This window comes from Pseudomonas sp. S3_B11 (assembly GCF_054667715.1).
On record NZ_CP162749.1, the window covers coordinates 2340179 to 2354442 of the forward strand.

Consider the following 14264-nt stretch of genomic DNA (forward strand, 5'->3'; position numbering starts at 1 on the left):
GTCAAGACGGGCCGGCGGCGGGACGGTGCTGGCGCAACAGTTCGATCTGCTGGGACGGAATCAACTCGCGCAACGCCTTATAGAGCGCACGGGTTTCCAGCAGGTTCCAGATGCGCAGCATGGTTTCCAGCGCGTCCAGGGGTTTGCTGATGAAATCCCGGGCGCCGAGGGCCAGGGCCCGCAGGCGCGTGTCTCGGGTCGCGTCGGCAGTCAGCACCAGGATCGGCAGGTAGTCATTGGCCGGGATCCGCCGGTTGAGTTGCTCGAGCACGGCAAAGCCGTCGAACGCCGGCATGTGCAGGTCGAGGATGACCAGGTCCGGCTCGAAGCTGTTGAACAGATCGAGCGTGCGCAACGGTTCGGTGCTGCTCAACACGTTGTGCAACCCTTCGCGGGCCAGCAGTTGTTCCATCAGGTCCAGGTTGGGGCGCTGATCGTCGACGATCAGAATGCGCAAGTCGCGATTCATGCGGGCTCCGGTAGATAGTGCTCGAGGTGGCCCAGGAAGGCCTGGATATGAATAGGTTTGGTCAGGATCGCCGTGGCGCCGGCGTCACGCAGGGCGCGGTGGGTCAGGTCGCTGGCATCGGCGGTGATCATCAGCACGGGCGTGGCGGCAGTGGCCGGGGATTGGCGCAGGCGCCGCAAGACTTCCAGGCCTTCGAGGTCCGGCAGGCTGACGTCCAGCAGGATCAGTTGCGGGGTGTGCTGGCGAGCGAGGTCCAGGCCCATCTGGCCTTGCATGCTCGACAATAACTGGATGCCAGGACGGCGTTGCATCAGGGTTTCGATCAGCGCCAGGCTCGACAGGTTGTCTTCGATGCACAGGACTTTGCCGTGATAGTCCACAGGCGAACGCGTCACCGCCAGGGCGGCGATGGGTGGCAGATGCGCGCCAACCACCTGGGTGCCGGGCAGTTGCAGGGTGAAACAGCAGCCGTGTCCGGGTTCGCTGTGGACCTGCAGGTTGCCCTGCATCATTTCCAGCAGGCTCTTGCTCAATGACAACCCCAGGCCAGTGCCTTCGACCTGGGGATCGGCGCCCAGGCGTTCGAAAGGCTTGAACAGTTGGTCCAGCTGTTCCGGGGCAATGCCATGGCCGGTGTCGTTGACGGCGATGCTTACCTGATGGGCCTGGACGCTGACTTCGATGCGCACCTCACCGCCGGGCCGGTTGTACTTGATGGCGTTGGACAGCAGGTTGAGCAGCACTTGCACCAGGCGCTGGCGGTCCGCGAGCACGCCGCTGTCGTCAGGCAGCGCTGGCAGCTCGGCCAAGTGGATCCCGGCGTCGGCGGCCATCGGTGAAACCAAGGTCAGGGCTTCGTGCAGCACCGTCGACAGGGCGATCGGTTCGATGTTCAGCGGCAGGCGCCCGGCCTCGATCCGGGCAATGTCCAGCACTTCGTTGATCAACGCCAGCAAGTGCTGGCCGGCCCGCAGGATGTGGCTGACCTGAGGGCGTTGGCCGGCGGTGGAGTCCATGTCCAGCAATTGAGCGAAACCGAGGATGGCGTTCAGTGGCGTGCGCAGTTCGTGGCTCATGCGCGAGAGAAACTCGCTCTTGGCTCGGCTGGCGCTTTCGGCTTCTTCCCGGGCGGTGCGCAGGGCGATCTCGGCAGCGCGTCGGTCGGTGATGTCGCGGGTGATCTTGGAGAAACCGCGCAGGGCGCCGGTGCCATCGTATTGCGCAGTGATGACCACGCTGGCCCAGAAGCGGCTGCCGTCCTTGCGACAACGCCAGCCTTCTTCCATGTAATGACCGTCGCGGGTGGCTTCGCGCAGGGCCATCTCCGGGTGCGCCGGGCACTCTTCGGCCAGGTAGAACAGGGAAAAATGCCGGCCGAGGATTTCCTGCTCGGTGTAGCCCTTGATCCGTTCCGCGCCAGCGTTCCAGGTGGTGACGTAGCCTTGGGCATCCAGGGCGAAGATCCCGTAGTCCTTCACGCCATCGATGATCAGCCGCAAGCGCTCCTCGTTATCGCGCAGGGCCCGCTCGCGTTCGGCGAGCAACTGCCCGGCCTCCACCAGGCGCGTGCCGAGTTGGCCGATTTCGTCCTGCTCCGGCGGTTGTGGCAACAAGGGTTGGCCCAATGCCAGGCGCTGGGCGTTGCCTTGCACCTGCTGGACCCGGGCGACAATGCCCTTGGACAGGAACAGCACCGCGACAATCGCCCCCAGCAGCCCGCACACCGCCGCCAGCAAGGTGGCGAACAACAGGCGCATGCGCGTGGCCGAGGCGGCGGCGCTGCGGTCGGCGAGCAGGGCGTCCTCGCGTATGCGCATGGTGCTGATCTGCTCGCGCAATACGTCCAGCACCTGTTTGTTTTCGATCAGGATCGCGGTGATGGCCTCGGGGTCGTCGCGCTTGCCATTGCGCAGCGCAAGCAAACCGTCGAGTTTGTCGGCGATCAGCGGAGTGATGGTCTTTAGGTGTTCGCGCATCCTGGCGTCGCGAATGTTGTGGTCCAGGCGCTGCAACGCGGCGTTGATCAGCGGCGTAGCCTGCTCGTAGCTGGGCAGGAAATCTTCGCGGCGGGTCAGCAGGTAGCCGCGCACGCTGGCCGCTGCCTCGGCCAGCAGGGTATGGACTGTCTGGATATCACCCTGGACCAGCAGCACCCGACGCACATCCTCTTCGGCCCGGGCGGTCTGGCGTTCGGTGATATAGATCAGCACCAGCGACAGCAGCAGGACCACCAGGGGCAGGGAGATCACCACCAGGGCCTTGCCGCGCAAGGGCAGGTCGGCCCAGCGGCGGGCGGCGAGAAACCTCATGGCCATTGCCCGGCAGGTTGCGCCACCAGGCCCAGGGCAACGCCGCGCACGGCGGCCTGGGTCCGGTCGGCGGCGCCCAGTTTGCCGATGACACGCTCTACGTGGGCCTTGGCCGTGCCGGGTGCGATGCCCAGCTTCTCGCCGATTTCACGGTTGCTGAAACCGCCGGCCACCAGCCCCAGGACCTGGCGTTCCCGGGCGGTCAGGGCCTGGACTTGAGTGGCACCATTCGCACCGCGTTCGGCCATGCGGCGCAGCAGGCGCGCGCTGACCGAACTGTTCAACGCCTCTTCGCCCTGGGCGACCCGTTTGAGGGCGTCGAGCACTTCATCGCGGCTGGCGTCCTTGAGCAGATAGCCGACCGCGCCCGCACCGATGGCGGCTTCGAGGTGGTCGGGGCTGTCATCCATGGTGAAGATCACGACTTTGATTCCGGGCTGGCGCTGCTGCAGGATCCGCGCCGCGCCCAAACCGTTGAGGACGGGCATGCGGATGTCGAGAATCGCGATGTCCGGCTGTAGCCGCTCGCACAGGTCGAGGGCTTCCTGGCCGTCGCGGGCCTGGCCAACGACCTCGAATCCCGGGTTGCCGGCGAGCATGCTGATAAACCCGGTGCGGGTGACTTCGTGGTCATCGGCCAGCAGCAGGCGCAAGGTCGGTTCATGGTTGTCCTCCGTGGGCCGGTAGCGGCACGCTGGCCAGCAGTCGGGTGCCGCCACCGGGCTGGCTGCAACAGCTCAGGTGACCGTCCAGCAAGTGCGCGCGCTCCTGCATGGCGGCCAGCCCCAGATGGCAGCTGCCGTTGGTCTCGATGGGCTGTTCCAGGGCAAAGCCACGGCCATCGTCCTCCACTCGCAGGCAAGCGTGGCCATCGTCCACCGCCAACCCCAACTGCACATGGCTGGCCTGGGCGTGCTTGAGAATGTTGTTGATGCCTTCCTGGGCAATGCGAAACAGGGCGATCTCCGTGTTGCCCGGCAGGCGCGCGGTGCTGTGTTCGGCCCAGTTCACCGTCAGGCCGGCGTCGCGCAGGCGATCGGCCTCCTTGTCGACGGCTTTGTACAGGCCGAAATCATCCAGTACGTGGGGGCGCAGGCCGCTGATCAGTTGCCGGCCTTCGCCGACGCAGCCTTGGGCCAGGTCGAGGATGCTTTGCAGCTCGTTCGCCAGTGCAGGCGGTAGCGACGGGCAGCGACCGGCGAAGCCCTGCAAGCGCTGATGCAAACCGGCGAGATTCTGCGCCAGGCCGTCGTGCAGGTCGTAGGCCACGCGCTTGCGTTCGTCTTCCTGGGCGCTGAACAAGCGGTGGACCAACTCGGACATGGTCCGTTCGCGGGCCTGGAGCGCTTCGAGCAGACGGCTGTTCTCCAGGTGTGCCGCCAACAGCGTCGCGAGCAATTGCAGTGATTCGATGTCTTCGTTGTCCGGCGCGCCGAGGGCCACGCTGTTGCCCAGCAACAACGCCCCGAACTCTACGCCGTCGGAGGCACGCAACGGTACCCGCAAGACCTGGGGCAGGGCGCTGCCGGGCGATTCCAGCCATTGTGGGCCGGGCATTTGTGGCTGGGCCAGGTTGGCGAGCAGCTCGAGTCGTTCCGCGCTGCCGTGGCTGGCGAGGGTGCGCAACGGCTGGTCCGGCGCCCACTCCAGTAGCAGGCCATGGTCCATGGCCATGAACGCGCACGCCCGTTGCAGCGCACGCTGGCGCATGGCCGACAGGGGCAACTGCGTCAGTTCATGGCCGGTGCCCAGCAGCAGGCCCAGGCGTGCGGCACGACTTTGCGACTGGCGATATTGGCTGCGGATGGCCAGGGCACTGCCGGGGTCATGGGGTGGGCTTTGCATGGGGAACTCCAGCGTGGAAGAGGACCGGTCCGGTTCGCGATGGCGTCATTAGAACGTGTCACCGGCACCGAGCCTATCTGCCGAACGGCATAGGCGATTGGCACCGGTTGGCCGATGGCGAAGGCAGGGAAGGCCGGCAAAGTGGACCCATTGAAACCCAAAGGACCACGTTGATGAAAATGAAAACCTGCGCCATCGCTGCTTTATTCCTGCTGGCCGCGCCGCTTGTCCAGGCGCTTGAGGCTACGCCTTATGTGTATCGCACAGTGGCCGAGCAGCCCAAGAATGTGAATGACCGCGAGATCGCGGCACTGTTCGACCGCTGGAACGCCGCGCTGCAAACCGGTAGCGCCACCGCCGTGACCGGCCTCTATGCCCCGGATGCGATTTTGCAACCGACTGTTTCCAACAAGGTGCGCAACACGCCGGCGCAGATCCAGGATTATTTCGAGCATTTCCTGGCCGGCAAACCGGTGGGGCAAATCAACTATCGGGAGATCCGCCATCTGGGCCCCGATGCGGCGATGGACAGTGGTGTCTATACCTTCACGCTCACACAGGCCGACGGTTCCAAGCGCGAGGTCCAGGCGCGCTACACCTTCCTCTATGAGCGCCTCGATGGCCAGTGGAAGATCATCAACCATCACTCATCGGCCATGCCTGAGGTGCCGAAGACCTTGCACGCCAGCCACTGATAAAAGACCTGCCTGTGGGAGCGAGCTTGCTCGCGATAGCGGAGTATCAGTCAGCATCGATGTTTCTGACGCACCGCCATCGCGAGCAAGCTCGCTCCCACAGGGCCTCTATCAATTCCATCCCCGTGTTTAGACACACTTTGTACAAAGAGCTTGGATTAACGCGCGAACATTAATTAGAATCAGTCTCATTTAAGACTTTGCGCAGGCTTCTGGACATGTGTGATGCAGTTATGCCGACGGAGCATTCCCTCCATGCGTTGTACCGTGACCACGGTAGCTGGCTGGAAGGCTGGCTGCGGCGGCGCATGGGCAATGCCTGGGATGCGGCGGACCTGCGCCAGGATACCTTCCTGCGGGTGCTTTCCAGTTCCCAGACCTTGGCTGACCTGCAAGAACCCCGGGCTTATCTGCTGACCGTTGGCAAACGCCTGCTGAGCAACTTCTACACCCGGCGCAATCTGGAACAGGCGTATCTCGACGCTCTGGCGAGCCTGCCTGAAGCCTGCGCACCGTCGCCAGAGCAATGCTGGCTGCTGCTGGAAACCCTGCAAGCCCTGGACGAACTGCTCGATGGCCTGCCGCCCCTGGTGCGGCGGGCTTTTCTCTGGAGCCAACTTGAAGGCCTGGGTTATCGCGAGATCGCCGAACGCCTGCAAGTGTCCGAACGCACCGTGAAACGCTACATGGCCCAGGCCTATGAGCATTGCCTGTTGGTGGACTTCTGATGCGCTCGGCCCCTTCACCCGAAGCCCGCGAAGCGGCACGGGCGGCGGCTCGCTGGTTGACCCTGATGGAGTTCGACGGGGATGCGTTCGACTCGGCGGCCCTGCAACGCTGGCGCGACAGCAGCGCTCATCACGAGGCGGCCTGGCAGAAGGCCCAGCGATTGCGCCAGCGTTTTGCCGGGGTGCCCGCGTCCCTGGGCATGGCAACCCTGGACCGCCCAGTGCTGGCTCGGCGCGAGGTGCTCAAGCGCGCATTGGGCGTCGCCGCATTGGTCCCGACCGCTTGGCTGCTGGGGCGAGAGCTGCCGTTGGAGGCCTGGCGCGCTGATTTGCACACTGACACGGGCGAGCAACGGCGCTGGTCGCTGGTCGATGGCAGTGCGCTGCAACTGAACACCGACAGCGCCGTCGACCTGGACCTCAAGGCGCGACGCCTGGTGTTGGTGCGCGGCGAAATGGCCCTCAGGCTTGCCGGGAGCACGCCGCTGTCCGTTCAATCACCCTATGGACTCATCACCATCACTCGTGGCGAGGTCTGCCTGCACTTGGGCGAGGGCGATTGCCGGGTGGCGGTGGTCAGCGGCTCGGCACAACTGCAACCCCTGCGCGGGCCATTGCTGAGCTTGGAGGCGGGCCAGCAGGTCAACATCCAGGATTCAGGCGCGGGGCCAGTGAAGGCGTTCGATGTGGCGCAGCTGGGTTGGCGTGACGGCGTATTGGTAGCGCAGGACCAGCCGCTGGGGCATTTCCTGCGGGAACTGAGCCGCTATCGCCCCGGGGTGTTGCGTTGGGACGAAACCCTGGAAGCCCTGCGAATCACTGGCAGCTTCCGCCTGGACAACACCGACCGAATCCTCACGCTGCTTGCGGCCAGCCTACCGCTGGACGTGCACATGCGCACTCGCTACTGGGTCACGTTGACGCTTCGCAAAAATATGGCCTGATGCCTGTCCCCTTTTTTTGTCTCGCTTGTCATTCAAGGCAACTGAACAAAAATGAGAGCGCTTTCCAATGTCCGCAGTTGCACCTTTGCGTTTGCGCCCGGCCTTTGCCGGCTGGCGTCCGCTGTTGAACCTGAGCCTCATGCTGAGCTTGAGCGCCAGCCCATTCTTTATCTCATCGAGCCTGGCCGAAGAAGCCGAACGGCGCAGCTATCAGGTGCCGGCCGGCAGCCTCGGCGCGGCGTTGACCCGGTTTGCCGGGCTGGCGGGCGTCAACCTGTCGGTGGATCCGGCCCTGGTGAGTGGTCGCAACAGCGCCGGGCTTTCGGGCGAGTTTGGCGTAGAGGAGGGGTTTGCCCGGCTGTTGTCGGGCTCGGGCCTGCAATTGCAAGCGGTGGGTGAGCAGGCCTATATCCTGATGCCGGCACCGGAAGGCGGCAGCCTGCAACTGGCACCCACTTCGATTCTAGGCGCCACGACGTCGACGGACAGCCCGGCGTATGCCGGTGGCCAGGTTGCTCGCCGTGGTTCGCAAGGCTTGCTGGGCTCGCGGGATTTCATGGAAACACCGTTCAGCATGACCACCTACACCAGCGCGGCGGTCAAGAACCAGCAGGCGCGCACCTTGGGCGACCTGATCGCCAGCGACCCGTCGGTCCGCGCCACCAACCCGGCGGGCGGGCGCTTTGAGCAGTTCACCATTCGCGGTTTCAGCCTGTTCAACAGCGATGTTGCGTACAACGGTCTCTACGGCATCTTGCCGACCTACACCATCGACATGGAGATGGCCGAACGCGTCGATATCCTCAAGGGCCCGAGCCAGCTCATCAACGGTATCTCGCCGCGGGGCAGCGTGGGGGGCGGGATCAACGTGGTACCCAAGCGTGCCACCGACAAGCCCATCACCTCGTTCACCGGCAGCTATGCCTCCAACAACCAACTGGGCGGTGCCGTGGATGTCGGTCGGCGTTTTGGTGAGGATGACAAGTTCGGTATTCGCTTCAATGGCGTGAAGCAGGCGGGCGACACCGAATGGGATCACCAGAGCGTGGACCGCGAGATGGCGGTACTGGGCCTGGATTTTCGCGGTGAGCGCCTGCGGCTCTCGACGGACATTGGCCGCACCGAGCGTAACACCGACGCGCCCCAGGAACGCGTGCAGGTGGGCGCCAATGCGCAGGTTCCTCACGCCAGTGATGTGCGCGACAACTACGCCCAGTCCTGGAGCAAGGCGCGCACCAAGGACACCTTCGGCACTGTGAACGCTGAGTTCGACGTCAACGATTCCGTCATGCTGTATGGCGGTGTGGGGGCGCGCAAAAGCGAGCACGACTTCCTTCGGCACAACGTTTCGGTGACCAACGACGCGGGTGACTTCACCGTCCAGCCCCGAGACTTTACCCGCGACGAAAATGTCCGCACGGCCACAGCCGGGGTGCGCAACTGGTTCCATACCGGCCCGGTGAGCCATGAGGTCAACCTGGCTGCCAGCTATTTCTACATGGACTTCGAAAATGGCGGCGCCCGTTACGCCAACGGTCGCAGCAACCTGTATGACCCGGTGCAGACCCCGACGCCGAGCAACCCGACGCGACAGGACGACAAGGTCTACACCGAGAACCGCTTCAGTGGCGTGGCGTTGTCCGACACCCTGGGGCTGTTCGACGATCGCTTGCTGCTGACCCTCGGCGCTCGCTGGCAACGGGTGAAGGTTGACGACTGGACGAATAACGTCAAGGGCGACACTGCCTACGATGAGGAAAAGGTTTCACCGTCGGGCGGCATTCTGTTCAAGGCGACGGACAAGTTGTCGCTGTATGCCAACTACATGGAAGGCCTGAGCCAGGGCAAGATCGCGCCATCGACGTCGGTGAACGAGGATGAGATTTTCCCGCCGTTCATCAGCCGTCAGGTCGAGGTGGGCGCCAAGTATGATGCCGGCCCATTCGCCGTCACCGCCGCGCTGTTCCGGATCAAGCAGCCGGCCTATGCGACCGACGCCACGACGCGTATCTTCGGCCCGAACGGCAAGCGAGAAAACACCGGCGTGGAGTTGAGCGTATTTGGTGAACCGCTGAGGGGAACCCGCTTGCTCGGCGGCGTGATGTACATCGACAGCGAGCTGACCCAAACCACCAACGGCACCTTCGATGGCAACCGCGCACCGGCCACGCCGAAGTACAACGTCAACCTCGGCGCCGAATGGGACGTGCCGACGGTACAGGGCCTGACCCTGACCAGCCGGGGCATCTACTCCAGCTCGCAGTACCTGGACCAGTCCAACACCAAGGAAATCGATTCCTGGGAACGCTTCGACGTCGGCGCCCGCTACGCATTCAAGGTCGACGAGAAGAACGTCACCCTGCGGGCCAACATCGAAAACGTGGCAGACAAGCGCTACTGGAGTTCGGCCGGGGCGTCGGATGACAGTGAGGCCGGATTGACGTTGTCGACCCCGCGCACCTACCTGCTTTCCGCAACGGTGGATTTCTAGGCCGAGGTGCCGCTCCAGGGAAGGAGCCGCCTGGGTTCAGATGTCGCGAAACAGATCGTGAGCATCCAGCAGTCGCCAGGCAATTTCGGGGCGTTTTTCCAGCCCACGGCGGATGGCGGCGGGAATCGACTGGCGAATCTTGCGGCACAGGCCGGGCTGGTTCTGGAATTCGATGGCGATGCCGCGCATGGTCCGCACTTCGTTATAGCCAGGCTCGACGCTCAGGCGGATCCCCAGGTTTTCGTACAGGCGTTGCTGCAGGCGCTGGAGTTCGTCGAGGCTCTGGATGTTCTCCAGGCGTTCAAGCAGGCGTTTTTCTTCCTGGCGATTCAAGCAAAGGATGCGCAGGTCGCTGCCAGGCGCTTGCAGCAAGGCATCACGGCCGCAATCGCAGACGCCGGGCGGGCAGGGGGGACGGATCGGAATCGACGCGGTCATGGGCTCCACAAAAATCTGCTGCACAACGAAACAGCGGGCTTATCGCCGGCCCAGGCAATGTGATGCCTGGCGGCATGTGGGTCAAGCCTGTTGGAGGGGCCACTTGTCTGGCGCTGCTGTGGGAGTTTGCTCGTGATAGCGGTGAGTCAGCCTGCACCTTTGTCGGATATGCCGCTGTCATCGCGAGCAAGCTCGCTCCCACAATGGGATCGGAGTACGACCGGAAGAGCCAGGTCGACTATTAGGCCGCCTCGCGAGCAAGCTTTGCTCCCACAGATCTGATGGGTGTACGACCGGGAGAGCCAGGTCGGCTGCAAGGCCGCCTTCGCGAGCAAGCCCGCTCCCACAGTAGAAATGCGGTATCACCAAGAGCCAGGTCGGCTATAAGGCCGCAGCGAGGCTCCGAGTGGTGGGGCAAAGCGCTTTTGGTTACTTTTGGCTGGTCCGGCTCCCGGCTCTTCCAAAAGTGACCCGCCGTAAGGGCGGAACCCTAAGCCGCCATTACTGCAGAAATGGATATGTACTCAGTCAGGCCGCCATCGCGAGCAGGCTCGCTCCCACAGGGGGTTCCATGTCGGACACACCATGTGTATTCGCTGAAATCCAATGTGGGAGCGAGCTTGCTCGCGATGGCGGCAGGTCAGTCGAAAGCGTTACAACCCCAACTCAGACAACCCAGGATGATCATCCGGCCGGCGGCCTAGCGGCCAGCGGAACTTGCGCTCGCTTTCCTTGATCGGCATGTCGTTGATGCAGGCGTAACGGTTGTACATCAGGCCTTGCTCATCGAACTCCCAGTTTTCGTTGCCGTAGGAGCGGAACCAGTTGCCCGAGTCGTCGTGCCATTCGTAGGCATAGCGCACGGCGATGCGGTTATCGGTGAAGGCCCAGAGCTCCTTGATCAGCCGATAATCCAGCTCCTTGGCCCATTTGCGAGTCAGGAACGCCTTGGCTTCCTCGCGGTTATGGGCGAATTCGGCGCGGTTACGCCATTGAGTATCCAGCGTGTAGGCCAGGGATACTTTTTGTGGATCACGAGAGTTCCAGCCGTCTTCGGCCAGGCGAACTTTCTCGATCGCCGATTCACGAGTGAACGGCGGCAACGGCGGACGAACTTCGGAAGAAGCAGACATGGCGGATCTCCAATGAATTGCACAAGGTCCAACAGCTCAGGCGTGTAACAACATCTTCAGCATGTCCTGGGCGTCGTCAGCCGCGCTGTGGTCGCCCATGACCAGCGCCACGGTAATCGCGCCGTCAATCAGAATCAGCAGTTGGCGGGCCAGTGCGTCCGGGTTCTGGACACCTTGTTCGACGCACAGCCGGGTTATGTAATCGAGCAACTTCTGTTTGTGCAGCTTCGCCACCAGGCGGACCGGATCCTGAGGATCGCCGGTTTCGCCACTGGTGTTGATGAAGGCACAGCCGCGGAAACCTTCGCTGTCGAACCAGCCCTTGAGCACGGTGAACAGGTTGAGCAGCCGTGCAGTCGGGGTCGGCGCCTTGTCCACCTCGGTGCTGAACCAGTGCATCCAGCGTTCATCCCGCCGCCTGAGGGCGGCCACGATCAGGTCGTCCTTGTTGGCGAAGTAGCGATAGACACTTTTCCTGGAGACGCCGGCGGTTTTCACCAGAAGGTCCATGCCGGTGGCGGCGATGCCACTTTTATAGATCAACTTTTCAGCGACATCGAGGATGATGTCTCGTGTTTCATTACCAGTGATTTCGTTCATGAAACAAAAGTAGAATGATCGTTCTCCTTGGTCAAGTCTTTTTTCTTGAGGACAGGAAGACCCAAACCCATCCATGGTGTAAGCTCATCCGTTCTTCGGAATCGACCTTTTGCGAGCCCTATGCCGTCGCTTTTCAAACGCTCCCTGCTGCCCAAGCTGCGCAGCTTTGCACTGACCGCCGACGCGGTGACCATCCTCGATGGCGCTGCCCAATTCCGCCGTTGCCTGCTGGAGAAAATCGCCCAGGCCACCCAGCGCATCTACATCGTCGCGTTGTACCTGCAACAGGACGAGGCCGGCCAGGAAATCCTCGATGCCTTGCATGCCGCCAAGGCCGCGCGCCCGGAACTGGATGTGGTCGTGGTGGTGGACTGGCTGCGGGCCCAGCGCGGGCTGATCGGCGCCAAGAAGCAGCCGGGCAACTCGGCGTGGTACCAGGAACAGACTCGCACCCATGCCAGCGAAGTGCCGATCTACGGCGTGCCGGTGCAGACCCGCGAGCTGTTCGGCGTGCTGCACTTGAAAGGCTTCGTGATTGACGACTGTGTGCTCTACAGCGGCGCCAGCCTGAATAACGTCTACCTGCACAAGTTCGACAAGTACCGCTACGACCGCTATCACCTGCTGCAGAACACGGCACTGGCCGATTCGATGCATCACCTGGTGCAGCACGGCCTGGTCACCTCCAGGGCCGTGCACCGCCTGGATCTGCCGAACCTGCCCAGCACCCGCAGTTTGCGCAAGGACATCGGCGATTTGCGCAGTCGCCTCAAGTACGCGACCTATGACACCAGCGTTGGCAGCCTCGACAAGAGCGGCCTGTCGGTAAGCCCGTTGCTGGGGGTGGGCAAGAACAATCCGCTGAGCCGGGTGATCGGCGAACTGATCGCCAGCAGCCGCCTGCAACTGACCATTTGCACACCGTATTTCAACCTGCCCCTGGCGGTGACCCGGGAGCTCAATCGCGCCCTGGCCCGCGGGGTCAAGATCGACATAATCGTCGGCGACAAGACCGCCAACGACTTCTACATTCCGCCAAGCGAGCCGTTCAAGATCATCGCGGCGCTGCCATACCTCTACGAAATCAGCTTGCGGCGCTTCGCCAAACGCCATCAGCGCGCTATCGACAGCGGCCAATTGAACCTGCACCTGTGGCGTGACGGGGACAACACCTATCACCTCAAGGGCATGTGGATCGACGAGCGCTACACCTTGCTGACCGGTAATAACCTCAACCCGCGGGCCTTTCGCCTGGACCTGGAAAACGCGCTGTTGCTGGACGACCCCAAGGGCGAGTTGCTGGCGCCGCGCCAGGCCGAGCTTGAACAGATCTACCGCCACACCCGCCGGATCGAACGTTACCTGGACCTGGAAACCCTGCCGGATTACCCCGACGCCGTGGCCAGGTTCCTGAAGCGGGTCAGCCGGGTGCGGATAGAACGGCTGCTTTACCGGATCCTGTGAACACCCGCGCCATGTCGAAAAAAGACACCATCTCCATCCAGTTGGTGCGAGAGGCGCTGCTGCAAAGCTGCGCCCCCGGAGCGGCTACCGATGAGGTCCTGAACAAGGTAGGCATAGACCCTGCGTTGCTCGACGACACCCAGGCGCGGGTGCCGGCCCATGCCTATGCGCGGCTCTGGCGTTTGCTCGCCCGGCGTCTGGATGACGAGTTTTTTGGCATGGACCCGCGCAAGCTCAAGTCCGGCAGCCTGGCGTTTCTCTGTCAGTGCGCCATGGCCCAGCCCACGCTGGCGAGCGGCTTGACGGCGGGGCTGGGGTTTCTGTCGCTGATGCTCGAACATCTGCCGGCCCAGTGGATGCGCCAGCAAAGCCTGGCGGAGATCGTGCTGCTGGAAGACGATCAGGAACCGCGCCGGGCCTTTACCTATTTCACCTATTGGATGATCGTCCATGGCGTGGCCTGCTGGCTGGCCGGGCGGCGCATTCCCATTCTTTCCGTCGAACTGCGTTGCCCGGCACCGGATTTCTGCGACGACTATCGGGTGATGTTCTCCCAGAACCTGCGTTTTGACCGGCCGCGCACCCGGATGATTATCGCGGCTGAATGCCTCGACCTGCCGATCAGGCGCAACGCTGATGAGCTCAAGCGCTTCTTGGCCCAGGCCCCGGCCAACATCCTGGTCAAATACCGCAACCCGCAAAGCCTGGCCAGCCGTATCCGGCACGACCTGCGGCAGTTGCCTGCCGAACAGTGGCCGGAAACCGAGGCGCTGGCCCAGCAGTTGTGCGTGTCCGCGTCCACCCTGCGCCGCCGCCTGGCGGAGGAGGGCCAGACTTACCAGGGCCTCAAGGACAGCGTGCGCAAGGATCTGGCAATCACCTGGCTGGCCGAGCCCTCCATCAGTTTCGTCGAAATCGCCTCGCGCCTGGGTTTTGCCGATGCCAGCTCCTTCTACAAGGCGTTTCGCAAATGGTCCGGCTCCAACCCCGGGCATTATCGCAGCCTGATTCTCAACGACCCTGATTGACCCATCGGGTGGCCTCCAATCTTGTGCCTGCCCAAGTCCCCTTGTGGGAGCGAGCTTGCTCGCGATAGCGGTGGCCCAGCCACCTCTTCATTGACTATCAGGCCCTCATCGCGAGCAAGC

Annotated in this window: 13 protein-coding genes; 6 read left to right on the forward strand and 7 right to left on the reverse strand. The window is 63.2% G+C overall.

From position 1 onward, the window contains the following. Position 1: 1 nt before the first annotated feature. The 4 genes from AB4O22_RS10755 to AB4O22_RS10770 are packed head-to-tail and all read right to left on the reverse strand — an operon-like array spanning position 2 to position 4623. Positions 2-469 (reverse strand): response regulator, encoded by a 468-nt coding sequence (locus AB4O22_RS10755; protein WP_003202053.1) that lies wholly within the window; start codon positions 467-469, stop codon positions 2-4. Next, the gene (locus AB4O22_RS10760) at positions 466-2778 is read right to left on the reverse strand and encodes an ATP-binding protein (protein ID WP_460096292.1); all 2313 of its coding nucleotides are present in this window, start codon (positions 2776-2778) and stop codon (positions 466-468) included. Before AB4O22_RS10760 ends, AB4O22_RS10755 begins: the two co-directional genes overlap by 4 nt. Beyond that, positions 2775-3431, reverse strand: coding sequence for a response regulator (locus AB4O22_RS10765; protein ID WP_460158247.1), 657 nt, complete (start codon positions 3429-3431; stop codon positions 2775-2777). Before AB4O22_RS10765 ends, AB4O22_RS10760 begins: the two co-directional genes overlap by 4 nt. 7 nt (positions 3432-3438) lie before the next feature. Continuing rightward, positions 3439-4623, reverse strand: coding sequence for a sensor histidine kinase (locus AB4O22_RS10770; RefSeq protein WP_013693410.1), 1185 nt, complete (start codon positions 4621-4623; stop codon positions 3439-3441). Between the two features lie 173 nt (positions 4624-4796). Between AB4O22_RS10770 and AB4O22_RS10775 the strand changes: the two genes are divergently transcribed. The 4 genes from AB4O22_RS10775 to AB4O22_RS10790 all read left to right on the forward strand — a co-directional run bounded on the left by AB4O22_RS10775 (position 4797) and on the right by AB4O22_RS10790 (position 9481). Further along, complete coding sequence (locus AB4O22_RS10775) at positions 4797-5318, forward strand: SgcJ/EcaC family oxidoreductase (protein ID WP_013693409.1); 522 nt, start codon at positions 4797-4799, stop codon at positions 5316-5318. A gap of 218 nt (positions 5319-5536) precedes the next feature. Continuing rightward, positions 5537-6046: a sigma-70 family RNA polymerase sigma factor gene (locus AB4O22_RS10780; RefSeq protein WP_460096293.1), complete on the forward strand. Its 510-nt coding sequence runs from the start codon at positions 5537-5539 to the stop codon at positions 6044-6046. Beyond that, the gene (locus tag AB4O22_RS10785; protein WP_460096294.1) at positions 6046-6990 is read left to right on the forward strand and encodes a FecR domain-containing protein; all 945 of its coding nucleotides are present in this window, start codon (positions 6046-6048) and stop codon (positions 6988-6990) included. The genes AB4O22_RS10780 and AB4O22_RS10785 overlap by 1 nt, the downstream gene beginning before the upstream one ends. A gap of 67 nt (positions 6991-7057) precedes the next feature. Continuing rightward, positions 7058-9481: a TonB-dependent siderophore receptor gene (locus AB4O22_RS10790; protein WP_460096295.1), complete on the forward strand. Its 2424-nt coding sequence runs from the start codon at positions 7058-7060 to the stop codon at positions 9479-9481. A gap of 36 nt (positions 9482-9517) precedes the next feature. On the opposite strand, the gene AB4O22_RS10795 is transcribed toward AB4O22_RS10790, so the two are convergent. From AB4O22_RS10795 to AB4O22_RS10805, 3 genes are all read right to left on the reverse strand, one after another. Further along, complete coding sequence (locus AB4O22_RS10795; RefSeq protein ID WP_223472982.1) at positions 9518-9919, reverse strand: hypothetical protein; 402 nt, start codon at positions 9917-9919, stop codon at positions 9518-9520. Between the two features lie 653 nt (positions 9920-10572). Continuing rightward, positions 10573-11052 carry a nuclear transport factor 2 family protein gene (locus AB4O22_RS10800; protein ID WP_046062452.1) on the reverse strand — a complete coding sequence of 160 codons (480 nt, stop codon included), beginning with the start codon at positions 11050-11052 and terminating at the stop codon, positions 10573-10575. 36 nt (positions 11053-11088) lie between these two features. Then, positions 11089-11652 (reverse strand): TetR/AcrR family transcriptional regulator, encoded by a 564-nt coding sequence (locus tag AB4O22_RS10805; RefSeq protein WP_003202031.1) that lies wholly within the window; start codon positions 11650-11652, stop codon positions 11089-11091. A gap of 120 nt (positions 11653-11772) precedes the next feature. Between AB4O22_RS10805 and pssA the strand changes: the two genes are divergently transcribed. Next, entirely contained in the window at positions 11773-13116 is a 1344-nt protein-coding gene (gene pssA / locus AB4O22_RS10810; protein ID WP_460096296.1) for a CDP-diacylglycerol--serine O-phosphatidyltransferase, read from the forward strand. 11 nt (positions 13117-13127) lie between these two features. Next, positions 13128-14144, forward strand: a complete 1017-nt coding sequence (locus tag AB4O22_RS10815) for an AraC family transcriptional regulator (protein WP_460096297.1) — start codon at positions 13128-13130, stop codon at positions 14142-14144. Positions 14145-14264: the final 120 nt, after the last annotated feature.